Consider the following 23,130-nt stretch of genomic DNA (forward strand, 5'->3'; position numbering starts at 1 on the left):
CCCGGCGGCAGGTTCGTCCACTACAGCGGGGTGACGGCCTTCAGCACCAGCAGCAGGGCCACGGCGGCGTTGAGCGCGCACAGCGCCGACGCCGCCGTCCCGATCGCGGCGACCATCGCCGCCAGGCCCGCCGGGGTCTTGGCCGGCGGCCAGTTGCGGGAGGTCGGCACCGGGCCGAGCAGCGCGGCGACCCGGCGCGGCACCGGACCGGCCGCCGCGGTCGGGGCGGCGAAGGCCGCGAAGCCGGGCGCCGGGGCGGCGTGCGAGACCAGGGCCGCCCGGGCCACCGCCCGCGCGGTGATCCGGCGGTCCCCCACGGCCTGTGCCGAGTCCTCGTCCGCCCACCGCTCCGCGCTGTACGCCACCGCGTCCTGCAGTGGCCGCAGGAAGGGGTTGACGCAGGCGGCGAGCTGGGTGGTCAGCAGGTACCGGTGGTGACGGTGGCGCAGGTGCGCCCGCTCGTGGGCGAGCAGGGCCTCCCGCTCGTCCGCCGCCAGGCCGTCCAGCATCCCGGTGGACACCACCACCCGCCCGGGCGAGCCGGGCAGCGCGTAGGCGTACGGGCTGCGGTCCGGCAGCACCGCGAGGTCACCGGTCGGCCCGGGCCGCGCGGGCAGTCCGGACAGCGCCCGCCGGGCCCGGGCGCGCACCCGCAGGTGCCGGACGAGCGTCCGGGCGCAGGCGAGGCCCACCAGCGCCAGCAGCCACATCGCGGCCGTGCCGACCGTCTCGTGGTACGGCAGCGCGGCCCGCACCTCCGGGTCTGACCAGCTGTCCGGGAGCGGGTTGCCGGGGATCTGCGCGGTGCCCACCACGCCGATCAGCCCGAGGCAGAGCACGCTGCACACCGCCATCACCGCGCTGATCACGGTCATCAGCCGGGCCGCGCCGCGCGGGTGCAGGTGCTGCTCGGTCAGGCGCGCGATCGGAACCGCGGTGAGCGGCAGGATGAGCGGGAGGAAGACGAAGAAGCCCACGGGTCAGCTCTCGCGGTCGGTCGCCGCCGGATCGGCGGAGGCGGCGTCGAGCAGCGCCCGCAGCAGTTCCTCGTCGTGCGGCAGCAGCGCAGTGACGAAACTGGCCAGGACGGCGTCCCGGTCGGCCTCCCCGTCGAGCATCCGGCGCATCCGCAGCGCCGCCAGCCCGGCGGCGTCGGAGGAGGCCAGCCACAGGTAGGAGCGGCCGGAGCGGGACCGGGAGACGGCGTTCTTGGCGTGCAGCCGGGACAGGATGGTCATCACCGTGGTGTACGCCAGGTCGCCCTCCAGGCGTTCCTGGACCCACCCCGCGCTGGCCGGGCCGGGCGCCTGCTGGAGCACCGCCAGCACCTGCGCCTCCAGCTCGCCCTGGCCGCGTCGTCGGGCCGGCGCTTCCCCGGCCGCCGGGGCGTGCCTCTCGTCTGCCATGACGGCCCACTCCCTCCGGATGCCGCGCCCGGACCGACGGGCACGGCTTCATCCTAACGAGCGGAGGGCTGCTCCGAAGCGGTCAGTGCGCGGCTCCGGGGCCGTACGGGCGGCGGCGTTCGCGGCGGCGTTCGCCGTGGCGTCAGCCGTGGGGTCAGCCGTGGCGTTCGGCGTCCCCCGCGCCGCTGCCCGCTCAGGTCCGGGCCCGCTGGGTCACCGCGATGCAGACCAGCACCACCACCGCCGTGACCGGCGCGGCGGCCGGCAGGTGCTCGCCGAGCAGGAGCACCGACCAGACCAGCGTCAGCAGCGGCTGCCCGAGCTGCAGCTGACTGGCCCTCGGCACGCCGATCCCGGCCATCCCCCGGTACCAGAGCACGAACCCGCCGAACTGCGACACCGCCGCGACGTACGCCAGCCCGGCCAGCGCCTTCGGCCCGAGCTGCACCGGCTCGGTGGCCAGCCCGAACGCCGAGGTCAGCAGCGTCACCGGCAGTGCGGCCAGCACCGCCCAGGCGATCACCTGGGCGCCCGGGAGGTCCCGGGAGAGCCGCCCGCCCTCCGCGTACCCGGCCGCGCAGATCACCAGCCCGACGAACAGGTAGAGGTCGGCGACGGTCGGCCGGCCGTGGCTCTGCAGCAGGGTGAAGGCCAGGACGGCCACCGCCCCCGCCAGCGCGGCCGCCCAGAACGCCCGGGACGGCCGGCGGCCGGTGCGCAGCGCCGCGACCACCGCGGTGGCCAGCGGCAGGACGCCGATCACCACCGCCGAATGGGCGGTCGAGGAGGTGCGCAGGGCGAGCGTGGTCAGCAGCGGGAAGCCGAGGACGCAGCCGACCGAGACCACCAGCAGGGCGGGCCAGTGCCGCCGCTGCGGCAGCGGGGCGGCGGCGGCCAGCAGGTAGAGCGCGGCCAGCGCCCCGGCCAGGACCCCGCGCAGGCCGGTCGAGGTCCACGGGCCGAAGCCGGTCAGGGACCACGCGGTGGCCGGGAAGCTGAGCGAGAAGGAGGCCACCCCGAGGGCGGCGAGAGCGGTGCCGGAGGCCGCGCCGCGCTGCGGTGCTATCGCCCGGAGCTGGGTAGCGCTATCTTGTGCCGTCATGAACGAGCGTAGCAGTGTGACCGAACTCGCCGACACGCTGCGGCGGGAGGTCGAGCGCTACCCGGAAGGACGGAAGCTGCCCGCCAGCCGGGCGCTGATGGAACGCCACCAGGTCAGCCCGGTGACGGTCTCCCGGGCCATCGCGGTCCTCGTCGCCGAGGGACTGGTGGTCTCCAGGCCCGGCGCCGGGGTCTTCCGGGCGGCGGCCTTCGCCGCGGCCCCGACCGCCCCCGCCGCACCGCCCGGCCGCACCGGCGACCTCTCCTGGCAGGAGATCGCGCTCAGCGCCGACTCCGGCCCCCGCGACCTGATCGCCGCCCCGGTCCTCGCCACCCTCCGGGTGCCGCCGCCCCACGTCATCGACCTCAACAGCGGCTACCCGCACGCCTCACTGCTGCCCGAACGCCTGCTCGCCACCGCCCTCGCCCGGGCCGGCCGGCGCCCCGGCGCCTGGGACCGCCCACCCGTCGACGGCCTCACCGAGCTGCGCGGCTGGTTCGCCCGCGACATCGGCGGCCACGGCGGGCCGATCGGCGCCGGAGACGTCCTGATCACCTCCGGCGGGCAGGGCGGGCTCACCGTCGCCATGCGCTCGCTGGCCGCGCCCGGCGCGCCGGTCCTGGTGGAATCGCCGACGTACCCGGGCATCCTGGCGGTCATCCGGGCCGCCGGGCTGCGGCCCGTCCCCGTCCCGATCGACGCCGACGGCGTCCGCACCGACCTGCTGGCGGACGCGTTCGCGGCCACCCGGGCCCGGGTCTTCGTCTGCCAGCCGCTGTTCCAGAACCCCACCGGCGCGGTGCTCTCACCCTCACGGCGGGAGGAGGTCCTGCGGATCGCCCGGGCGGCCGGGGCCTTCGTCGTCGAGGACGACTTCGCCCGGCTCCTGGTCCACGCGGACGCCCCCGCGCTGCCGCGCCCGCTCGCCGCCGACGACCGGGACGGGGTCGTGGTGCACCTGCGCTCGCTCACCAAGGCCGCCTCCCCCAACCTGCGGATCGGCGCCCTCACCGCCCGCGGCCCCGCCCTGGCCCGGCTGCGGGCCACCCAGGTGGTGGACAGCTTCTTCGTGCCCCGGCCGCTCCAGGAAGCGACGCTGGAACTGGTCGCCGACCCCACCTGGGCCCGCCACCTGCGCACCCTCGGCACCGAACTGCGCGACCGCCGCACCGCCGCCGTCGCCGCCCTGCACCGCGAGCTGCCCGGCCTCCTCACCATCCACCGCCCCGGCGGCTACCACCTGTGGCTGCGCCTCCCGGACGGCACCGACGACGGCGCCCTCACCGCCGCCGCCCTGCGCACCGGCGTCCAGATCACCCCCGGCCGCCCCTACCACCCCGCCGAACCCCAGGCGCCCCACGTCCGCCTCAGTTACGCCGCCGCGGAGAGCCCCGCCCGGGTGGCCGAGGGCATCCACCGCCTCCGACTGGCCTACGAGGAGACCGCCGGCTGAACCCGGGTGGCGCAGGGGCCCGCCCAGGCCTCGCCGCGCCCCCTGACCCCTGCAACCGCGGGTGGCGGTCGGCTACCGCCCGTACCCCGCCATCCGCTCCAGGCGGGCGATGCGCTCCGCCATCGGAGGGTGGGTGGAGAAGAGCCTGGCGCCGGCCTCGCCGGGGCGGAAGGGGCTGGCGATCATCATGTGGCTCGCCGTCTGGAGCTGCGGCTCGGGCGGCAGGGGGAGCCGGCGGGTGCCCTCGTCGAGCTTCCGGAGGGCGCCGGCGAGGGCGAGCGGGTCGCCGGTGATCCGGGCGCCGTCGGCGTCGGCCTGGTACTCGCGGGAGCGGCTGACCGCCATCTGGATCAGTCCGGCCGCGAGCGGTCCGAGGATCATGATGGCGAGCACCCCGAACAGCCCGGGCCCGTCGTCGTCCTCGTCGCGCCCGATCGGGATCAGCCAGGCGAAGTTCACCAGGAACATCACCACCGAGGCGAGCGCCCCGGCGACCGAGGAGATCAGGATGTCCCGGTTGTAGACGTGGCTCAGCTCGTGCCCGAGCACGCCCCGCAGCTCGCGCTCGTCCAGGAGCCGTAGGATGCCCTCCGTGCAGCAGACCGCCGCGTTGCGCGGGTTGCGGCCGGTGGCGAAGGCGTTGGGGGCCGGGGTCGGGGAGATGTAGAGGCGGGGCATCGGCTGGCGGGCGGCCGTGGAGAGCTCGCGCACGATCCGGTACAGCTGCGGCGCCTCGAACTCGCTGACCGGCCGGGCCCGCATGGCGCGCAGCGCGATCCTGTCGCTGTTCCAGTAGGCGTAGGCGTTGGTTCCGAGGGCGATCAGCAGGGCGATCACGAAGCCGGTGCGGCCGAAGAAGCTTCCGATCACCAGGATCAGCGCGGAGAGGCCACCGAGCAGGACGGCGGTCCTCAGTCCGTTGTGCCGGCGGTGCACGTCAGGCCCTCCATTGGTGCGGTGGGGAAGCCCTTGCCTCGTCCCTCTTGCCCGGTCAACGGGCGGGGCCTGGGACCTTGTTCCCTTGTGACCGACGCGACACCGCCGCGCCGGCCCGTCGCACCGTCGTACTGCCGCCCCGCCGCGCCGCTGCACTGCCGCACCGCCGCACCGCCGCACCGGAACGGGCACCGCCCCGCCGGGGCGGGCACCGGCTCAGAACAGCGAGCCGCCCGCGACCTGCAGGACCAGCTGGGGCGCCACCGACAGGACCACCGCGACCGAGGCGGTGAGCCCCAGGGTCGCGGTCAGGCTCGCGGGCAGGCGCTGCTCGGCCTCGACCACGGCGCCGCCCGCCGGCCGGTCCGCCGCCGGGGCGAACAGCCGGGCCGTCCACAGCAGGTAGTAGTACAGGGCGACGACCACGTTGGCGGCCATCACCACGGCCAGCCAGCCCAGCCCGGCGTCGACGGCCGCGCGGAACACCACGACCTTGCCGAACAGGCCGATCACGCCCGGCGGCAGTCCGGCCAGGCAGAGCAGGAAGAAGGCGAGTGCCAGCGCCGTCCAGCGGCGGCGGGCGAACAGGCCGCGGAAGTCGTCCACGCTGGTCCCGGCCCGGCGGCCGACCGCCGCGACCACCGCGAAGGCGCCGAGGTTCACCACGCCGTAGATCAGTGCGTACGCGGCGGTGGCGCCGAGCTGGTCGCTCCCGGTGGGCGCGTAGCCGGCCGCGGCGAGCGGCACCAGCAGGTACCCGGCCTGGCCGACCGAGGACCAGGCGAGCAGCCGCACCGCGCTGTACCGGGTGTCGAAGCGCTGCCGCAGCGCGCCGACGTTGCCGACGGTCATGGTGACGGCGGCCAGCACCGCGAGCGCCGCCCCCCAGGTGTGCGCGTACGGCCGGAAGGCGATGGTGGTGGCGAGGGCGAGCCCGGAGAGCCCGGCCGCCTTGCCGACCACCGACAGGTAGCCGGCCACCGGCAGCGGCGCGCCGGTGTAGGTGTCGGGCACCCAGAAGTGGAACGGGACTGCGGCGACCTTGAACGCGAAGCCGACCAGGGTCAGCACCGCGCCCGCCTCGGCCAGCGGCTTGAGCTGCGCGGGGGCGTGCTCCAGGCCCTGGGCGACGGCGGCGAGGTGCAGGCTGCCGCTCGCCGCGTAGACGAAGCCGATGCCGAGCAGCATCACGGCGGTCGCGGTCACGGAGGAGACGAAGAACTTGAGCGCGGCCTCCGCGCCCCGGCCGTCCCGGCGCAGCGCGACCAGGGCGAAGGCGGGCAGCGAGGCGACCTCCAGGGCGATCACCAGGGTGGCGAGGTCGCGGGAGGCGGGCAGCAGGGCGGCGCCGGTGGCGCTGGAGAGCAGCAGGAACCAGTACTCGCCGCGGGGCAGCTTCTCGTTCTCGACGGTGTGGGCCGAGAGCAGCGCCGCGATCAGCGCGCCGCCGAGGACGAGCAGCTGGAACACCAGGGCGAAATGGTCGGCGACGTAGGAGCAGCCGGCGTTGTCAGTGCCGCCTGCTACGTTCTGCACACAGAAGGTCGCTCGGGGTGACCCACCGGTGAGGGGAAGAAGCGCGATGAGGGCGAGGGCGAGTCCGGCCACGGTGAGGCGGCCGAGCCACTTCTTGTGCCGCTCGGGCAGGAACAGGTCCGTGACCAGCACGGCGAGGGCGGCCACGGCGGCGATCAGCGGGGGCGCGATCGCCACCCAGTCCACGGACTGGATCAGGCTGCCCGGGTTGGCTACGGCGAGGGAGGTCACAGTGTGCTGCCCCGTGGAGTGAGGTCCGAGTGCGGCGGTCTGGGCTGCGAGCACGGTCAGCCACCCCCGAGGAGGTGCTTGACGGCGGGGTTCGAGAGGCCGAGCAGCAACGCGGGCCAGAGGCCGGCGAGCAGGGTGAGCGCGGCCAGCGGCGTCCAGCTGACGGCCTCGTACGGGCGCAGGTCGGCCACCTCGGCCACCGGCGCGGGCTGCTCGGGGTCACCCATGCAGACGCGCTTGACGACGATCAGCAGGTAGGCGGCGGTGAGGAGGGTGCCGAGGCCGGCCAGGACCATGTAGGTGACGAAGGCGGGGCGCGACAGGGCGTCGGCCGGGTCGAACGCGCCGAACATGGCGAGCAGCTCGCCCCAGAAGCCGGCCAGGCCGGGCAGGCCGAGGCTGGCGACGGCGGCGAAGGCGAGCAACGCGCCGAGTCGCGGCGCCCGGCCGTACAGGGCGGCGCCGGTGGCGCCGGAGAGGGTGTCGAGGTCGGCGGTGCCGTAGCGGTCCTTGAGCGCACCGACGACGAAGAACAGCAGGCCGGTGATCAGGCCGTGGGCGATGTTGGCGAACAGTGCGCCGTTGACGCCCACCGGGGTGAGGGAGGCGATGCCGAGCAGCACGAAGCCCATGTGGCCGACGGAGGAGTACGCGATCAGGCGCTTGAGGTCGCCCTTGGATCCGGGGCGGGCCAGCGCCAGGCAGGCGAGTGATCCGTAGACGATGCCGACGGCCGCGAAGGCGCCCAGGTAGGGGGCGAGCGTGGCGGTGCCGTCCGGCACGACCGGGAGGAGGACGCGGACCAGACCGTACGTGCCCATCTTCAGCAGCACACCGGCGAGCAGCACCGAGCCCACCGTCGGGGCGGCGGTGTGCGCGTCGGGGAGCCAGCTGTGCAGCGGCCAGGCGGGGGCCTTGACGGCGAGCCCGACCAGGATCGCCAGCGCGGCGATCACCTGGGTGGTGTGGCTCAGTCCGCTGCCGTGCGCGGCGGCCAGGGCCTGCATGTCGAAGGTGCCGGCCTTGCTGCCGATCAGCAGGAAGCCGAGCAGCATCACGGCCGAGCCGAGCAGCGTGTAGAGGATGAACCGGTTGGCGGCCGGGGCCTTCGCGCCGCTCCCCCAGCGGGCGATCAGGAAGTACATCGGGATCAGCACGATCTCGAAGGCCAGGAAGAAGAGCAGGAGGTCCAGCACCGCGAAGGTGGCGAGCATGCCGACTTCGAGGAGGAGGAACAGCCCGACGAAGGCCTGCGCGGACGGACGGGGCTCATCGGGGACTCCGCCCCGGGCCTCCCCGTTCGGCAGCCGCTTCTCCGAGTACAGCGCGCAGAGGAAGGTGAGCAGCGCGGTCAGCACGATCAGCGGCAGCGAGATGCCGTCCACGCCGAGGTGGAGGCGCACGTGCAGGGCCGGGATCCAGGACACGTCGGTGGTGGCCTGCATCCGGGCGGGTTCGTCGTGGTCGAAGCCGGCCGCGAGGGCGACGGTGAGCAGGAGCACCGCGCCGGTGACGACAGTGTTCAGCCGCAGCGCCCGCCGGTCGGCGGCGGCCCGGTCCGGCCCGAACACCGGCGCCAGGGTGAGCGCGGCGCCGAGCAGCGGCAGCACCAGGAGGGCGATGAGGACTGCGTTCATCGGGGGCTCCTACGTGCGGCGGTCGAGGGGACGGAGGTGAAGGACAGCACCGGCTACACCGCCACCAGGACGGCCAGCAGGACGACGGCGGCCAGAAGGGCGCTGAGGTAGGTCTGCGCGTTGCCGGTCTGCGCGAGCCGGACGGCCCGGCCGAGCAGGTTGGCGCCGATCCCGCTGCCCTGCACGTAGCCCTCGACGACCTCGCGGTCGAGGAAGCGGACCAGCCGGGCGGCGGCGACCACCGGTCGGACGAACAGCGCCTGGTACAGCCGGTCGACGCCGAAGCCGTGCCGGGCAGGGCCGAACAGCGGGCCGAGCAGGGTGCGCCCGGGGTCGGCGACGATCACCTCGGCGGCCGGCGCTCCGGCCTGCTCGGGCACCCGGCCGGCGGCGGCCGGAGCCGGCCTGCCGGTGCCCAGCCGGGCGGTCGCCGAGCGCCAGGCGCCGTACGCCGCGAGCACGCCGACCACGGCGAGCCCGGTGCCGGTGACGGCGGTGACCCCGGTGGGTCGCAGCGAGCCGCCGTCCAGCAGCGCGGGCAGCCAGTCCGAGCGCAGGCCGGCGATGCCGAAGCCCATGGTCGGGACGGCGAGCACCCAGAGCGGCCAGCGCATCGCGGGCGGCTCGGTGCTGCCCGGGTCGGCCTCGTCCAGCTCGGGCGAGTACGGCGCGTCGGCCTCGTGGTCGGCCACGACAGTGGCCCGGTCGGCGGCGGGCAGCACCTGCGGTGCGGCAGCGGCGGCACCGGCCGGGCTGTGGAACGCCACCAGGAAGAGCCGGGTCGCGTACGCGGCGGTGAGCAGCGCGGTGAGCGCGGCGGAGATCAGCACGATCCACCCGGCGACCTGCGGCACCGCCGAGGCCGGGCCGAGCCCGTTGGTGAGCGCCTCGCCCTTGGCGGCGTGCTCGGCGGCGGTCAGCACCGCCTCCTTGCTGAAGAAGCCGGAGAACGGCGGCAGCCCGATCAGGGCGATCAGCGCGATGCCCATCGTCCAGTAGGCGTCCGGGACGCGCTTGCGCAGCCCCGGGATCCGGGACATCGCGGAGATCGAGTTGGTGTGCGCGGCGTGGATCACCACACCGGCGGCCAGGAACAGCAGTGCCTTGAACGCGCCGTGGCTGACCAGGTGGAAGACGGAGGCCTCGCGGTCGCCGCTGGCCAGCGCGCCGGCCATGTAGCCGAGCTGGCCGACGGTGGAGTAGGCGAGCACCCGCTTGAGGTCGTCCTGGGCGAGCGCGCACAGCGCCGAGCCGATCATCGTCACGGCGGCCATCACCGCGAGCACGACCAGCGCCGCGCCGGACAGCAGGAAGACCGGCATCAGCCGGGCGACCAGGTAGATGCCGGCCGCGACCATGGTGGCGGCGTGGATCAGCGCGGAGACCGGCGTGGGGCCGGCCATGGCGTCCGGGAGCCAGGTGTGCAGCGGGAACTGCGCGCTCTTGCCGGCGACCCCGGCGAGCAGCAGCAGCGCGATCAGCGTCGGGTGCCCGAGCTTGCCCTCGCCCGCGGCGGCCAGCACGTCCGTGATCCGGAAGCTGCCGGCGTCCGCGCCCAGCAGGAAGATCCCGAACAGGAAGGGCACGTCGCCGAGCTTGGTGACCAGGAAGGCCTTGAGCGAGGCCGAGCGGGCGTCCGCGCTCTCCCAGTGGTGGCCGATCAGGAAGTACGAGCAGAGGCCCATGACCTCCCAGCCGACCAGCAGCACGATCAGGTCGCCCGAGTAGACCACCAGGAACATCGCCGCGGTGAACAGCGAGACCAGCGCCGCGTACGAGGGGTAGCGCGGGTCCTGCTTCAGGTACGCGGTCGAGTAGACCTGGACGCAGGTGGCGACCAGGCCGACGAGCACCGAGATCAGCGAGCTGAAGCCGTCCAGGTGGAGGGCGAGCGTGATGTCCGGGCCGCCGGTCGGGGTGAGCCGGGTGGCCGCGTCGAGGGTCTGGCCGGTGCCGAGCTGGAGGGCGACCACCAGGGCGAGCACGGCCGAGACGGCGACCGGGGCGATCGCCAGCGGCCGGGCCAGCCCGGGCGCCTTCTTGCCGGTGGCCAGGGTCGCGGCCGCGCCGAGCGCGGGCAGCACGGGGACGAGTACGGGCAGGGCGAGGTTCATGCGGCGGCCTGGCCCTTCAGCGCCTCGGCTCCGGTCGGCGTCTCCTCGGCGGCGAGCGACTCGGCCGGGTCGCCGAGCGCGGTGGCCCGGTCGATGTCCGCCGTGCCCCGGGCCCGGAACAGCAGCAGGACGATGGCGAGCCCCAGCCCGATCTCGGCGGCGGCGACGGTGATGGTGAACAGGGTGAGCGCCTGTCCGGCGTGCAGCGAGTCGCGCAGCCAGGCGTCGAAGGCGACCAGGTTGAGGTTGACGGCGTTGAGCATCAGCTCGACCGACATCAGTACCAGGACGGCGTTGCGCCGGGCGAGCACGCCGTACACGCCGACGCTGAACAGCAGCGCGGCGAGGACGACGGGGTAGGCGAGGTGCATCAGCTCTTCTCCTCCGGCTCGGCGGAGGCCGACTCGGCGGCGGCCGGCTCAGCGGCGGCCTGCTCGGCGGCGGCCGGCGCGGCCGGCTTGGGCGCGGTCGCGGCGACCGTCCCGTTGGACCCGACCGGCCGTCCTGCGCGCAGCTTGCCCGCCCGGGGCACCGGCACCCGCCGCTTGTCCCCGCGCGACAGCACGATCGCGCCGACCAGCGCCGCCAGCAGCAGGACGGACAGTGCCTCGAAGGGCAGCACCCAGTTCCGGAACAGGCTCGCCCCGGTGACGGCGGCGGAGCCGCCGCCCGCGCCGAGGTCGATCCAGGAGGTCCGGAAGGCGTCGACGACCAGCGTGACCAGCGTCCCGGCCGAGGCCAGCGCCACGACCAGGGCCACCCAGCGGTTCTTGGAGTCGGCGTCCGGCGAGCGCCTGATCGGCGCCTTGGTGAGCATCAGCCCGAACAGCACCAGGACGACCACCGAGCCGAGGTAGATCAGCACCTGCACCCAGGCGATGAACTCGGCCGTGAGCAGCAGGAACTCCACCGCCAGCCCGCCGAGCGCGACGACCAGCCAGAGCGCGGCGTGCACCAGCTGCTTGGTGGTGACGGCGACCACGGCCGAGCCGAGCACGGCGATGCCGACCAGCAGGAAGACGATCTCCTGCCCGGTCGGGGACAGGAACGAACGGGCGGCCGGCTCCAACGAGCCGGTCGCCGCGAGAAGCGTGGCGGCGGTACTCATGCGTCGTCACCCTTCTCTTCCAGCGCCGCGGCGGCTGCGGCCAGCTTGTCCGCGGCCTTGCGCGCGGTGGCGATCTCCTTGGGGTCCTCGGCCGCCGGGTCCAGCGCCGGCGGCGCCGGGACGGTCCACATCCACTCGCGGAGCTTGTCCCGCTCGTGGGTCAGCTCGTGGATGTCCGTCTCGGCGTACTCGAACTCCGGCGACCAGAACAGCGCGTCGAAGGGGCAGACCTCGATGCAGATCCCGCAGTACATGCAGAGCGAGAAGTCGATGGCGAACCGGTCCAGCACGTTGCGGGTGCGGGCCCGGGCGTTCGGCTCGGCGGCCGGCAGCGTCTCCTTGTGGGAGTCGATGTAGATGCACCAGTCCGGGCACTCGCGCGCGCAGAGCATGCACACCGTGCAGTTCTCCTCCAGCAGCGCGATGACGCCGCGCGAACGCGGCGGCAGCACCGGCTGCACGTCGGGGTACTGCGCGGTGACGCTCTTCTTCGTCATCGTCCGCAGCGTCACGGCCAGCCCCTTGGCGAGGCCGATACCCGGAAAACTCATGAGATCGCCACCTTGATGATGCCGGTGAGGGCCAGCTGGACCAGGGCGAGCGGGATCAGCACCGTCCACGCGAAGCGCATCAGCTGGTCCTCGCGCAGCCGCGGGTAGGTGACCCGCAGCCAGATGACCACGAAGGCCAGCGCGAAGGTCTTGAGGATCATCCAGAGCCAGCCGAGCTGGTCCGCCATCGGCCCGTGCCAGCCGCCCAGGAAGAGCACCGCGGTCAGCGCGGACACCACCAGGATGCCCACGTACTCGGACAGCAGGAACAGCGCGAACCGCAGACCGGTGTACTCGGTGTACGCGCCGAAGATGATCTCCGAGTCGGCGACCGGCATGTCGAACGGCGGGCGCTGCAGCTCGGCCAGACCGGCCGTGAAGAACACGAACGCGCCGATGACCTGCCAGGGCAGCCAGTACCACTGCCAGGAGTCCACGATCCCGGGCAGCGAGAGGGTGCCCGCGGCCATCGCCACCGAGGCCGCCGCCAGCACCATCGGCAGCTCGTACGACATCAGCTGCGCGGCCGTGCGCAGACCGCCGAGCAGCGAGAACTTGTTCGCCGAGGCCCAGCCGGCCATCAGCTTGCCGATCACGCCGACGCCCATCACGGCCAGCACGAAGAACAGCCCGGCGTCGATCGCCTGGCCGACGAAGCCGTTCGGGCCGACCGGGATCGCCAGCAGGACGAAGAGGTACGGCAGCAGCGAGACGGCGGGCGCCAGCTGGAAGATCCGGCGGTCCGCCCCGGCCGGGACGATGTCCTCCTTCTGCGCGAACTTCACGCCGTCCGCGACGAGCTGTGCCCAGCCGTGGAAGCCACCCGCGTACATCGGGCCGAGCCGGCCCTGCATGTGCGCCATGACCTTGTGCTCGGTCTGGCCGATGACCAGCGGGACGACCAGGAAGACCACGAGGGTGGCGACGCAGCGCAGCACGGTGTCGAGCAGGTTCACGCGCCGTCTCCGTCCCGGTCGGCCGGGGCGGCCGCCGTCTCGTCCTTCTGCTCCGGCTCGCCGGGCTGCTCCGCGGGCTCGTCGCCCGACGGCGCCGGGGGCCGGTCGCCCGACGGCTTCTCGTCGTGGGCCGGCACCGGGTTGTGCCAGGGCGCGTCGGAGGACGAGGGCCGCGCGGGGGCCGGACGCTCCGGCGCGGCCTCGTCGGCGGTCTGGCTGACCGACCCGTCGGAGACCGACCGGACTCGCCGCGGCCGGTCCGCCCGCACCGCGGGCGTCTCCTCGGCGGGAACGGCGGGAGCACCGGAAGCGGGAGCGGGAGCACCGGAAGCGGGAGCGGCGGGAGCACCGGAAGCAGCGGGAGCGGCGTCGGAAGCGGCCTGGCTCGCCGAGCCCTCCGCCACCGAGCGCGTCCGCCGCGGCCGGTCGGCCCGTACGGGCGCGCCCTCGGCGGCGCCACCGGCGGCACCGGCGGCACCGGCGGCACCGGCAGCAGGGGCGGCGCCACCGGCGGCAGCGGCCGCCCGGGGCGTGCGCGCCGCCGCGCCCGCCGCCCGCGCACCGCGCGCGGGCCGCTCGGCGACCGGCGGCAGGGTGCCCTTGAGCGGCCCCCACTCGTTCGGGTCCGGCACACCGGCCGGCTGCATCTTGCGCCGGGCCGGGCCGCCGCCGTGGTCCGACTCGCCCGGCTCCTTGGCGCCCGGCCAGTCCTTGGCGACCCGGGCGGCGAGCACGAACTCCTTGCGCAGCGGGTGCCCCTCGAAGCCGTCCGGCAGCAGCAGGGTGGCCAGGTAGGGGTGCCCGGGGAAGTCGATGCCGAACATCTCGTGCGTCTCGCGCTCGTGCCAGCCGGCACCGGCGTAGACGGAGACGGCGGTCGGCAGTGCCGCCTTGTCGCGCGGCACCTTGGTGCGCAGCGCGAGGTGCCGCACGCCCGGTGCCTCGACGGCGGCCAGGTGCGCGACCACGGAGAAGCCCTCGGCGAGTTCGTCGACGGCGCTCAGCCAGTCGAAGAAGCCCAGGCCCAGGACGTCCCGGGCGTTGGTGAGCGCCTCGATCCAGTTCTCGGCCGGGACGTCGACGGTGATCAGCCCGTACGCCTCGGCGCCGGTCGCCCACTCCCCGACCGACGCCGCGTACTGCTCGGCCGTGGTCACGAGGCCCCTCCCTCACTCGAAGGCCCGGCCTCACTCGAAGACCCGGCCGAAGACCCGGCCTCGGAACCGGCCGCAGCCGTGGGCCCCGCCACCAGCGGGCGGCGCAGCGCCGCCGCGGGCGCGGTGTACCGGTCGGGCAGGGACTCCTCGGCGATCTTCTCCTGCAGCTTGAGGATGCCCTGGAGCAGCGCCTCGGGCCGGGGCGGGCATCCGGGCACGTAGACGTCGACCGGGATGATCTGGTCCACGCCCTTGGTGACCGAGTACGAGTCCCAGTAGGGCCCGCCGGAGTTGGAGCAGGCGCCGAAGGAGATGACGTACTTCGGCTCGGGCATCTGCTCGTAGAGCCGCTTGACGGCCGGGGCCATCTTGTCGGTGACCGTCCCCGAGACGATCATCAGGTCCGCCTGACGGGGACCCGGCGCGAACGGGATGACGCCCATCCGGATGAAGTCGTGCTTGGCCATGGACGCGGCGATGAACTCGATCGCGCAGCAGGCCAGGCCGAAGTTGAAGCACCAGAGGCTGTAGCGGCGACCCCAGTTGAGCACCACCTTGACCGGGTCCGGCGCGAGCCGGGCCAGCGGTCCGATGCCGCGGCGCTCGACGGCGCCGGGGCGGGCGGGGTCCGGCAGTCCGAGCGGGACGGGACCGCCCTGGGCGCCGTGCGAGTGGGAGTGCGTCACGTCCATTCCAGAACGCCCTTCTTCCAGGCGTAGAGCAGCCCGACTGCGAGGAAGCCGATGAAGAGGAACATCTCGATCAGCGTTCCGGCGCCGTACCCGGCGGTGGCGAAGACGGTCGCCCACGGGAACAGGTAGATCGCGTCGACCGCGAAGATCACGTACAGGAAGGCGTACACGTAGTAGCGGATCTGGGTGTGCGCCCAGTCCTCGCCCACCGGGTCCACGCCGCACTCGTAGGCGAGGAGCTTCTCGGGCGAGTAGACCACCGGCCGCAGCAGGCGGTTGGCGGTGAACGCCACGGCGACGAACAGCACCCCGACGACGGCCAGCACGCCCATCGCGGCGTACGCGTCGAAGTAGCCGCTGCCGACCGCCGGGTCGGCCGCGACGACAGCCGCGTGCTGCCCCTCCATGCCTTCGCCTCCACCTCGGCCGTGAATCCGCCCCTCAAGGCAGTTCTACGACGTTTCCTCTCACGGTCATAACCACGGTCGTCACCGCGGTCCTGACCACGGTCCCGACCACGGTCTCAACCGGGATCACAACCATGGCCAATGCGTGAGTCTAAGGGGACGGCTCGGCTCCACCCGAACCCTGCCCGTTCCGCAAGACGGCCCGTGGACACCCCGGTGAACGCCCGGCGTCCGGGACGGGGGTGGGGATAACCCCCGGCCGGGAAGATGTATCACCCCCATGGCACCCACCGCCCCCGGTTGGAGAAGCTTGGTCCAGTCGCACGATCAAGAGGACGGTAGATCCGGATGAAGCCGCTGCACCGCCGCGCCGAGGACACCATCGATGAGCAGGACGCTCGGATGGAGCGCCCATCGCTGTACGGCGCACGGATGTGGCGCCAGGCGGGGCACCTGCTGCTCAACCTGCCGCTGGGCATCGTCGGCTTCGTCCTCGCCGTGCTCACGCTCTCGGTCGGCCTGGGGCTGTCCGTCACCGTGGTCGGCCTGCCGCTGCTGGCCGCCGGGCTGGCCGCCCAGCGTTCCCTGGGCGCCCTGGGCCGGCGCCGGGCGCGGACGGCGTACGGCTCCGCGATCGACGAGCCGGAGCCGGTGCAGCCGCGCCGCCCGGGCGTGGTCGGCTACACCATCGCGCACGTCACCGACCTGCTGAACTGGCGCACCGCGCTCTACAACGTGCTGATGCTGCCCTGGGGCATCCTCAGCTTCGCCCTGACCCTGGTCTCGGTCCTGGTGCTGTGGCCGGTGCTGCCCTGGGTGATCCGCGGCATGGCCGCGATCGACCGGATCCTGATCGAGTCGCTGCTCTTCCCGGGCGCCCTGGCCGAGCGGGTGCGCGAGCTGGAGGACGACCGCGGCACGGTGGTCGACACCGCCGCCGCCGACCTGCGCCGGATCGAGCGCGACCTGCACGACGGGGCCCAGGCCCGGCTGGTGGCGCTGGCGATGGATCTCGGCATGGCCAAGGAGCGGCTGCGCGAGGTGGAGTCCGAGGAGGACGTGGTGGCCGCCACGAGGATGGTCGACAACGCGCACGGCGAGGTGAAGCTGGCCTTGCAGGAGCTGCGGGACCTGGCCCGCGGCATCCACCCGGCGGTGCTCACCGACCGCGGTCTGGACGCCGCGCTGTCCGCGGTCGCGGCCCGCTGCACCGTCCCCGGCGGGGTCAAGGTGAACGTCGACCTGACCGGCCGGGACGGTGAGCCGGAGCGCCCGGACTCGGCGGTCGAGGGCATCGCCTACTTCACCGTCAGCGAGCTGCTGACCAATGTCTCCAAGCACGCCGGAGCCCGCACCGCCTCGGTCGACGTCTGGCGCTCGGACCACCAGCTGATGGTGCTGGTCCAGGACGACGGCAAGGGCGGCGCGGCCCCGTACCCGGGCAGCGGTCTGGCGGGGCTGGCCGAGCGGGTCCGCGCGGTGGACGGGGTCTTCCTGGTGGAGAGCCCGAAGGACGGCCCGACCTCCGTCACCGTCGAGCTGCCCTGGCACACCCGCACTGCCCGCCGCTGACCCCGCCGCTGACCCCACCGCTGACTGTCTGGACGGGCGCCGGGCCCCCGTCGAGGCAGTGACGGGGGCCCGGCGCCGGTCCGGTACGGCGGGCGGGCCGCGGAACCCTTGCGCGGCGTGCGGCCCGGCGGCGCCGTACCGGGGTTACGGGGTTGCCAGCTGGCCGAGGGTGACGTCGGCGGTCTGGGTGTTGCCGTCCCGGGTGTAGGTGACGGTGACCTTGCTGCCGGGGGTGAGCGAGGCGAGCGTGGTGGTGAGCGCGTTCAGGGAGTCGACCGGGGTGTCGCCGATCTTGGTGATGACGTCCCCGGCCTGCAGCCCCGCCGAGGCGGCCGCGCCGCCCGGGCTGACCGCCACGATCACCGCACCGGCCGGCTGGAACTGCTGGTTGAAGCTGGTCCGGGCGGTGATGCCGAGCGCGGCCCGGCCGGAGTTGGTGACCTTGCCCTGCTTGATCAGCTGGTCGGTGATGTTGGTGATGGTGGACGCCGGGATGGCGAAGCCGATGCCGGGGGCGGCCGCGCCGTTGGCCTCGGGTTCGGTCGCGGCGAGCGTGTTGATGCCGATCACCTGGCTGTCCAGGTTGACCAGCGCGCCGCCGCTGTTGCCCGGGTTGATCGCGGCCGAGGTCTGCACCATGTTGCCGATGGTGGCGCCCGGCGAGCTGCCGCCCTGGGGCTCGGAGACGGTCCGTCCGGTGGCCGAGACGATGCCCTGGGTGACGCTGCTGGAGAGCCCGAGCGGGCTGCCCATGGCGAGGGTGATCTGGCCGAGCTCGACCTTGCCGGAGTCGCCGAAGGTCGCGGGCTTGAGGCCGCTCGGCGGGCTGGCCAGCCGGATCACCGCGAGGTCGGAGTCGGGGTAGCTGGCGACCAGGCTCGCGTCCAGCGACTTGCTGGTGTTGGCGAGGGTCACGGTGAAGGTGGTCGCGGTACCGACCACGTGGGCGTTGGTGACGATGTCGCCCTTGTTGTCGTAGACGATCCCGGAGCCGAGGCTGTCGCCGGTGGTGATCTGCACCACCGAGGGCAGCACGTCGGCGATCACCTTCTGGTACGCGTCCTGCAGCTGGTTCCCGCTCGACGTGGGGGGCGAGGAGGCCTGCTTGGTGCCGGATCCGGACGCGCCGGACGCGGGCGAGGACGACGAGGAGGAGGCGGAGGAGGACGAGCCGCTGCTACACCCGGCCAGGGCCAGCGCTGCGGTCACCGCGACCGGTGCCAGCAGCCGCGCCTGCGCCGTCCTGGGCCCGGTGGGCCGGGGCCCGGTCGGCCGGGGGCGGGTGTGTTCCTGCTTACGGCTCACCTGGCTGCCTCCGATTCGTCACCACGCCGAGGGCGCGGGCATGAGAGCACGGAAATCTTTGTCAGCATTTCACCGGTTTATCCGGTTCGCTGGCCGGACTCGCCCGGAAAGCCGACCTAAACCGAACACCTAGGATTCGCCGCATGACTTGGTTGATCACCGGCGGTGCCGGATACATCGGCGGGCACGTCGTCCGCCAGCTGCTCGACGCCGGTGAGCGCGTCGTGGTCCTGGACGACCTGAGCACCGGCGACGCGTCCCGCCTCCCGGCCGGGGTCCCCCTGGTCGAGGGCTCCACCCTGGACCGCGCCGTCCTGGACGCCGCGATCCGCGAGCACGGCGTCCAGGGCGTCCTGCACTTCGCCGCCAAGAAGCAGGTCGGCGAGTCGGTCGAGCAGCCGTTCCTGTACTACCGCGAGAACGTGATCGGCCTGCAGACCGTCCTGGAGGCCGCCGCCGAGGGCGGGGTCAAGCGCTTCCTGTTCTCCTCCTCCGCCGCGGTCTACGGCATGCCGGACGTCGACCTGGTCACCGAGTCCACCCCCTGCGCCCCGATGAGCCCGTACGGCGAGACCAAGCTCGCCGGCGAGTGGCTGGTCGCCGCGGCCGGGAAGGCCCACGGCATGTCCACCGTGGCCCTGCGCTACTTCAACGTGGCCGGCGCCGCCTCCCCCGAGCTCTCCGACGCCGGGGTGTTCAACCTGATCCCGATGGTCTTCGAGCGGCTCACCGCCGGCGAGGCCCCGCGGATCTTCGGCGCCGACTACCCGACGCCGGACGGCACCTGCGTGCGCGACTTCATCCACGTCTCCGACATCGCCTCGGCCCACGTGGCGGCCGCCAAGCGGCTGGCCGCGGACCCGGCCGGGACCACCACGCTGGTGCTCAACATCGGCCGCGGCGAGGGCGTCAGCGTCCAGGAGATGCTGGCGGTGATCGGCGAGGTCACCGGCTACGACACCACCGCCGAGGTGACGCCGCGCCGCCCCGGCGACCCCGCCCGGGTGGTGGCCTCCGCCGACCTGATCCACCGCGAGCTGGGCTGGAGCGCGCGCCACGGCGTGGCGGAGATGGTCGCCTCCGCGTGGGACGGCTGGTGCGGCCGCCACCCCGAGGCCCGCAAGGCCTGACGGCACCCGGGTCCGACGGCCCGGTGGGGCGGCGGGGCCGGTGCCCCGCCGCCGGCCCACCCCAGCCGGCCCGCCCCAGCGGGCGGGCACGGCTCAGCGGGCAGGCACCGCCGTGCCGTAGAAGGCGTCCAGCGCGTACACGCAGCGGTCCTTGGAGCCGACGAAGACCCGGCCGCCGACCGCCACCGGTGAGCCGGTGAGCTCGCCCTTGGTGCCGAGTTCCCAGCGCAGCTGACCGCTCGCCAGGTCCAGGGTGTGCAGCGAGTGGTCCCGGCTGCCCAGGTGCACCAGCCCGTCGGCCACCGCCGGGGAGCCGACGATCTCGCCGCGCGCGGTGTAGCGCCAGCGCTCCCGGCCGGTCGCCGCCTCGAAGGCGTACAGCACCTCACCGCTGCCGACGAGCACCATGCCGTCCCCGACGACCACCGGCTCGGCGCCCTGGCGGCTGCCGGTGACCCCGCGCCAGCGGTCCAGGCCGGTGGCCGCGTCCAGCGCGTAGACGGTGCCCAGGTAGTCGGCCACGTAGACGGCGTCGGCGTCCAGGGCGGGCGGGGTGAACAGCACCACCGGGGCCTCGAAGCGCCAGCGCTCGACCCCGCTGGCCGCGTCCAGCGCGTACACCCGGGTACCGGCCGTGACGTACAGCACGCCGCCGCGCTCGACCGGGTGCGAGGGCACGTCCTCGCCGACCTGGAAGGACCAGCGCAGGCCCGCGCCGCGCGGGTCGACGCAGCGCAGCCGTCCGGCGCCGTAGTAGTAGGCCGCGCCGCCCAGCAGGACCGGGCCGGACTGCGGGTTCTCGTAGTCCTGCTGGGCGTCGTCGGCGCGCCACAGTTCGGCGCCGTTGGCCGCCGAGCGCAGCTGGACGCCGCCGCCCCTGATGCCGCAGCAGAGCACGCCGTCGGCGGCGGAGAGCGAGTAGACCCAGCCGTCCAGCGAGGTGCGCCAGCGCTCGGTGCCGTCCGCGGCGTCCACGGTGTACAGGTGCGGGCCGTCCGCGGCGTGCGCCCGGCCGGCGTCCACCGCGAGCGCCCAGGCGACGTCGCGGGTCTTGTAGCGGCGCTCGCCGGAGCCAATGTCCAGCGCGTGCACCTCGAAGCTGGAGACGAAGAGCATGCCGTCGGCGACCACCGGGGTACCCCAGACGTCGTTGGACATCCGGAACCGCCAGGGGCGCCAGCGGGCGGCCGGGGCCGGCGGGGTGGGGGCCTGGACCGGCTGCGGCGGCGCGGTGGGGGCCGCCCGGCGGACCCAGTCGGTCGCGGCCGGGGCGGTGTTCGGACCGGGCTGCTCGTGCTCGGCCCGCGGCCCCGGGCCTATCCGTACCGAGGCGCCGGACAGCTGCACCTCGACGGCGCCGCCGCCGGTCGGCGCGCGGTGCTTGTTCGGGGAGGCGATCTTCGCGGTCGGGATCTCGGCGTCGGAGGCCTGGCCCGGCCGCGGCGCGGTGTGCACCGGCCCGGCCGGCGGCTGCCCGTGCCGGACGCCCGGGTCGGTGCGCGGGTCGGCGGCCCCGTGGGACTGCGGCGGGACCAGCGGCGGCGGGGGCGTGTACGACGGCGCAGGCGCCTGCGGCGGCTGCGGCGGCTCGGCCTGGACCGGCCGGGGCGGGGCCGGCTGGCGACGGCCGCGCTTGCGCTCGATCAGCTCCAGCGCATTGGCCGGCAGCCAGTCCCCGGCCTCGCCGGAGGCGTCGTCCCGGGAGAAGAGGTGCGGGGCCAGTTCGGCCTGGATCTGCGCCGGCGTGGGCCGGTGCTCGGCCGCCTGCTGCATGCAGGCCCGGACCAGGTCCATCAGCTCGGGCGGCATGCCGGTCAGGTCCGGCTCCTCGCGCAGCAGCTGGAACACCGTCTCGACCGGGTTGGAGCCGCGGAAGGGCGGGTGCCCGGTGGCGCAGAAGACCATCAGCGAGCCGAGCGAGAAGACGTCGCTGGCGCCCCGGACGGTCCGGCTGTCCCGGGCCTGCTCGGGGGACATGTAGGCGGGGGTGCCCACCGCGACGTTGGTCATGGTGAGCCGGGTGCTGGAGACCCCGGCCGCGATGCCGAAGTCGATCACCTTCGGGCCGTCCTCGACCACCAGGACGTTGGAGGGCTTGAGGTCGCGGTGGATCAGCCCGGCCGCGTGGATGGACTGCAGGGCCTCCGCGATGCCGGCGACCAGCCAGCGGGTGGCGTCCACCGGCAGCGGGCCGCAGTCCTCGACCAGGTCCTCGAGCGAGGGCGCCGGGATGTACGCCGTGGCGAGCCAGGGCACCCGGGCGTCCGCGTCGGCGTCCACCACGGCCGCCGTGTAGAAACCGCCGACCGTCTTGGCGGCCGCGATCTCCCGCGCGAAGCGAACCCGGAACAGCTCGTCCTCGGCCAGCTCCCCCCGGACGGTCTTGATGGCCACTCGTCGCCCGGACGCGGACCGCGCCAGGTAGACCAGCCCCATCCCACCCGCGCCGAGCCGCCCCAGCACCTCGAAGGGCCCGATCCTCCTCGGATCGTGCGCCGTCAGCTGGTCCACTCCGCTGCCACCTCCCCGTTGTCCGCACCCGCCGCGTGGTGCCGGACCCGATTCTCCAACGCCGCCCGGCGCATCTCCAACCTCCCCCGCCCGGAGAGCACCGCCGGGCGCCCCCGCCGCCGGGAACGGAACGGCTGGATTCTGACGCCCGCTCCGGCTGCGGCTTGCACCCGGAGCTCCGGACCGTCCACTTCGGGACGGCTCCGGACCCCTCACCAATCGTCACGTTCTGTCACCCGACCACCCCTCAGTGGACTCGCCGTCACGCTGTGAGGTCAAAAGCACACGGGGGGGCTTCAACAGGGGCTTCGAGGCCCGGTGAATATCCGTCCGAAGTGGTTGATGCCGCTATACCAACCCCCGTGCGGAGTAATAGTCGCATCACCGAATCGCGCCAAGATCGTGCCACGGTAAGCTGACGGCATGACAGGACAAGTTCGCACCGTCGACGGTCGCGTCGCCGGGCGACGCGGACAGGAGACGCGGCAGAAGCTGCTCGACTGCCTCCGCGAGATGCTCAGCACGTCGCCCTATCGGGACGTCAAGGTCATCGACGTCGCCCGTATGGCGGGTACCTCCCCCGCGACCTTCTACCAGTACTTCCCGGATGTCGAGGGCGCAGTCCTCGAAATCGCCGAGGAAATGGCCAAGGACGCCGACACCCTCAAAGAGCTGGTGGCCGGAAAGTCCTGGGCAGGGAAGTCCGGACCGACCACTTCGGAAGAACTGGTCGACGGATTCCTCGCCTTCTGGCGCAAGAACGACGCCATTCTCCGAGTGGTCACGCTCGGTGCCGCCGAAGGGGACAAGCGGTTCTTCAAGATCCGCATGACCGTCCTCAACGCGGTCGCCAAGCCGCTCGCAGAGGCCGTCAAGGAACTCCAGGCGAAGGGTCAGGCCGACAAGTCGCTCGACCCGAACGCCGTCGCCGGGGCCCTGGTCTCGCTGCTCGCTTCGGCGGCCGAGCACCAGAAGGCCTTCACCTCCTGGGGCGTCAAGGTCAAGGACCTCAAGCCCAACCTCGCTCCCCTGGTGTACCTGGGCGTCACCGGCAAGAAGCCGCCCAAGTAGACCGACCAACCGACCCACCATCCGCTCCGCGCGCAGCCCCGGCCTCCTGTCCGGGGAACGACGGACGGCGGCCGTGTCCTCGGGGGAGGTCCGCCGACGTACCGCACGCGCGCCAGACATGCCGGTGGGCGGGCACCCCCTCGTACGGGGTGCCCGCCCACCGGCATTCGTCTGTCAGGGCTCCTTACGGCCCGCCTCCCTGCCCGCCCCGAGCGGCGTCACGGGCGAGCGGGCGAACTCCCGCCCCGAGCCGCG

General features: G+C 74.0%; 20 protein-coding genes. 4 read left to right on the forward strand and 16 right to left on the reverse strand.

Going from position 1 to position 23,130, the window contains the following annotated elements:
- Nucleotides 1-20: 20 nt before the first annotated feature.
- The 3 genes from ACZ52R_RS27785 to ACZ52R_RS27795 all read right to left on the reverse strand — a co-directional run bounded on the left by ACZ52R_RS27785 (nt 21) and on the right by ACZ52R_RS27795 (nt 2,508).
- Complete coding sequence (locus ACZ52R_RS27785) at nt 21-977, reverse strand: M48 family metalloprotease (protein WP_360495460.1); 957 nt, start codon at nt 975-977, stop codon at nt 21-23.
- 3 nt (nt 978-980) lie between these two features.
- The gene (locus ACZ52R_RS27790; RefSeq protein ID WP_360495463.1) at nt 981-1,406 is read right to left on the reverse strand and encodes a BlaI/MecI/CopY family transcriptional regulator; all 426 of its coding nucleotides are present in this window, start codon (nt 1,404-1,406) and stop codon (nt 981-983) included.
- Nucleotides 1,407-1,599: 193 nt separating this feature from the next.
- Nucleotides 1,600-2,508: a DMT family transporter gene (locus ACZ52R_RS27795; protein ID WP_465616084.1), complete on the reverse strand. Its 909-nt coding sequence runs from the start codon at nt 2,506-2,508 to the stop codon at nt 1,600-1,602.
- Between ACZ52R_RS27795 and ACZ52R_RS27800 the strand changes: the two genes are divergently transcribed.
- Nucleotides 2,507-3,961 (forward strand): aminotransferase-like domain-containing protein, encoded by a 1,455-nt coding sequence (locus tag ACZ52R_RS27800; protein WP_465754356.1) that lies wholly within the window; start codon nt 2,507-2,509, stop codon nt 3,959-3,961. The genes ACZ52R_RS27795 and ACZ52R_RS27800 overlap by 2 nt on opposite strands.
- A 72-nt stretch (nt 3,962-4,033) precedes the next feature.
- Here ACZ52R_RS27800 and htpX read toward each other — a convergent pair whose 3' ends face one another.
- The 11 genes from htpX to ACZ52R_RS27855 all read right to left on the reverse strand — a co-directional run bounded on the left by htpX (nt 4,034) and on the right by ACZ52R_RS27855 (nt 15,286).
- Nucleotides 4,034-4,897, reverse strand: coding sequence for a zinc metalloprotease HtpX (gene htpX, locus ACZ52R_RS27805; RefSeq protein ID WP_465754357.1), 864 nt, complete (start codon nt 4,895-4,897; stop codon nt 4,034-4,036).
- A gap of 216 nt (nt 4,898-5,113) precedes the next feature.
- A complete protein-coding gene (locus ACZ52R_RS27810) occupies nt 5,114-6,664 on the reverse strand; it encodes an NADH-quinone oxidoreductase subunit N (protein WP_465616078.1) in 1,551 nt (516 codons plus the stop codon).
- Between the two features lie 56 nt (nt 6,665-6,720).
- Entirely contained in the window at nt 6,721-8,301 is a 1,581-nt protein-coding gene (locus tag ACZ52R_RS27815; RefSeq protein ID WP_360495477.1) for a complex I subunit 4 family protein, read from the reverse strand.
- Between the two features lie 53 nt (nt 8,302-8,354).
- The gene (locus ACZ52R_RS27820; RefSeq protein ID WP_465754358.1) at nt 8,355-10,415 is read right to left on the reverse strand and encodes an NADH-quinone oxidoreductase subunit 5 family protein; all 2,061 of its coding nucleotides are present in this window, start codon (nt 10,413-10,415) and stop codon (nt 8,355-8,357) included.
- Complete coding sequence (gene nuoK / locus ACZ52R_RS27825; protein ID WP_360495483.1) at nt 10,412-10,786, reverse strand: NADH-quinone oxidoreductase subunit NuoK; 375 nt, start codon at nt 10,784-10,786, stop codon at nt 10,412-10,414. The genes ACZ52R_RS27820 and nuoK overlap by 4 nt, the downstream gene beginning before the upstream one ends.
- Nucleotides 10,786-11,523: an NADH-quinone oxidoreductase subunit J family protein gene (locus ACZ52R_RS27830; RefSeq protein WP_465616073.1), complete on the reverse strand. Its 738-nt coding sequence runs from the start codon at nt 11,521-11,523 to the stop codon at nt 10,786-10,788. Before ACZ52R_RS27830 ends, nuoK begins: the two co-directional genes overlap by 1 nt.
- Nucleotides 11,520-12,074 (reverse strand): NuoI/complex I 23 kDa subunit family protein, encoded by a 555-nt coding sequence (locus tag ACZ52R_RS27835; RefSeq protein WP_465616071.1) that lies wholly within the window; start codon nt 12,072-12,074, stop codon nt 11,520-11,522. The genes ACZ52R_RS27830 and ACZ52R_RS27835 overlap by 4 nt, the downstream gene beginning before the upstream one ends.
- Complete coding sequence (nuoH, locus tag ACZ52R_RS27840; protein WP_465616069.1) at nt 12,071-13,030, reverse strand: NADH-quinone oxidoreductase subunit NuoH; 960 nt, start codon at nt 13,028-13,030, stop codon at nt 12,071-12,073. The genes ACZ52R_RS27835 and nuoH overlap by 4 nt, the downstream gene beginning before the upstream one ends.
- Nucleotides 13,027-14,187 carry an NADH-quinone oxidoreductase subunit C gene (locus ACZ52R_RS27845; RefSeq protein WP_465754359.1) on the reverse strand — a complete coding sequence of 387 codons (1,161 nt, stop codon included), beginning with the start codon at nt 14,185-14,187 and terminating at the stop codon, nt 13,027-13,029. Before ACZ52R_RS27845 ends, nuoH begins: the two co-directional genes overlap by 4 nt.
- Entirely contained in the window at nt 14,184-14,879 is a 696-nt protein-coding gene (locus ACZ52R_RS27850; RefSeq protein ID WP_465616065.1) for an NADH-quinone oxidoreductase subunit B, read from the reverse strand. Before ACZ52R_RS27850 ends, ACZ52R_RS27845 begins: the two co-directional genes overlap by 4 nt.
- Entirely contained in the window at nt 14,870-15,286 is a 417-nt protein-coding gene (locus tag ACZ52R_RS27855; protein WP_465616063.1) for an NADH-quinone oxidoreductase subunit A, read from the reverse strand. Before ACZ52R_RS27855 ends, ACZ52R_RS27850 begins: the two co-directional genes overlap by 10 nt.
- Before the next feature lie 402 nt (nt 15,287-15,688).
- Here ACZ52R_RS27855 and ACZ52R_RS27860 point away from each other — a divergent pair, with 402 nt between their 5' ends.
- Nucleotides 15,689-16,858, forward strand: coding sequence for a sensor histidine kinase (locus tag ACZ52R_RS27860; RefSeq protein ID WP_465616364.1), 1,170 nt, complete (start codon nt 15,689-15,691; stop codon nt 16,856-16,858).
- 144 nt (nt 16,859-17,002) lie between these two features.
- Here the strand turns inward: ACZ52R_RS27860 and ACZ52R_RS27865 are convergent, their stop codons facing one another.
- The gene (locus ACZ52R_RS27865; protein WP_396289544.1) at nt 17,003-18,163 is read right to left on the reverse strand and encodes a S1C family serine protease; all 1,161 of its coding nucleotides are present in this window, start codon (nt 18,161-18,163) and stop codon (nt 17,003-17,005) included.
- Nucleotides 18,164-18,306: 143 nt separating this feature from the next.
- On the opposite strand from ACZ52R_RS27865, the gene galE reads away from it, so the two are divergent.
- Nucleotides 18,307-19,293: a UDP-glucose 4-epimerase GalE gene (gene galE / locus ACZ52R_RS27870; protein ID WP_360495500.1), complete on the forward strand. Its 987-nt coding sequence runs from the start codon at nt 18,307-18,309 to the stop codon at nt 19,291-19,293.
- A 93-nt stretch (nt 19,294-19,386) separates the two neighbouring features.
- Here the strand turns inward: galE and ACZ52R_RS27875 are convergent, their stop codons facing one another.
- Nucleotides 19,387-21,804 (reverse strand): outer membrane protein assembly factor BamB family protein, encoded by a 2,418-nt coding sequence (locus tag ACZ52R_RS27875; RefSeq protein ID WP_465616057.1) that lies wholly within the window; start codon nt 21,802-21,804, stop codon nt 19,387-19,389.
- A gap of 423 nt (nt 21,805-22,227) precedes the next feature.
- On the opposite strand from ACZ52R_RS27875, the gene ACZ52R_RS27880 reads away from it, so the two are divergent.
- Nucleotides 22,228-22,875 carry a TetR family transcriptional regulator gene (locus ACZ52R_RS27880; RefSeq protein ID WP_030055725.1) on the forward strand — a complete coding sequence of 216 codons (648 nt, stop codon included), beginning with the start codon at nt 22,228-22,230 and terminating at the stop codon, nt 22,873-22,875.
- Nucleotides 22,876-23,130: the final 255 nt, after the last annotated feature.

This window comes from Kitasatospora sp. NPDC034023, assembly GCF_055575795.1.

What these genes read in the sequence shown, in the direction of transcription:
- nuoK (WP_360495483.1), bottom strand. Translation starts at nt 10,786, where the DNA reads ATGCACCTCGCCTACCCCGTCGTCCTCGCCGCGCTGCTGTTCAGCGTC.
- ACZ52R_RS27855 (WP_465616063.1), bottom strand. Translation starts at nt 15,286, where the DNA reads ATGGAGGGGCAGCACGCGGCTGTCGTCGCGGCCGACCCGGCGGTCGGC.
- ACZ52R_RS27880 (WP_030055725.1), top strand. Translation starts at nt 22,228, where the DNA reads ATGACAGGACAAGTTCGCACCGTCGACGGTCGCGTCGCCGGGCGACGC.
- ACZ52R_RS27795 (WP_465616084.1), bottom strand. Translation starts at nt 2,508, where the DNA reads ATGACGGCACAAGATAGCGCTACCCAGCTCCGGGCGATAGCACCGCAG.
- ACZ52R_RS27835 (WP_465616071.1), bottom strand. Translation starts at nt 12,074, where the DNA reads ATGAGTTTTCCGGGTATCGGCCTCGCCAAGGGGCTGGCCGTGACGCTG.
- ACZ52R_RS27820 (WP_465754358.1), bottom strand. Translation starts at nt 10,415, where the DNA reads ATGAACCTCGCCCTGCCCGTACTCGTCCCCGTGCTGCCCGCGCTCGGC.
- ACZ52R_RS27830 (WP_465616073.1), bottom strand. Translation starts at nt 11,523, where the DNA reads ATGAGTACCGCCGCCACGCTTCTCGCGGCGACCGGCTCGTTGGAGCCG.
- ACZ52R_RS27790 (WP_360495463.1), bottom strand. Translation starts at nt 1,406, where the DNA reads ATGGCAGACGAGAGGCACGCCCCGGCGGCCGGGGAAGCGCCGGCCCGA.
- ACZ52R_RS27860 (WP_465616364.1), top strand. Translation starts at nt 15,689, where the DNA reads ATGGAGCGCCCATCGCTGTACGGCGCACGGATGTGGCGCCAGGCGGGG.
- ACZ52R_RS27800 (WP_465754356.1), top strand. Translation starts at nt 2,507, where the DNA reads ATGAACGAGCGTAGCAGTGTGACCGAACTCGCCGACACGCTGCGGCGG.
- ACZ52R_RS27815 (WP_360495477.1), bottom strand. Translation starts at nt 8,301, where the DNA reads ATGAACGCAGTCCTCATCGCCCTCCTGGTGCTGCCGCTGCTCGGCGCC.
- ACZ52R_RS27850 (WP_465616065.1), bottom strand. Translation starts at nt 14,879, where the DNA reads ATGGACGTGACGCACTCCCACTCGCACGGCGCCCAGGGCGGTCCCGTC.
- galE (WP_360495500.1), top strand. Translation starts at nt 18,307, where the DNA reads ATGACTTGGTTGATCACCGGCGGTGCCGGATACATCGGCGGGCACGTC.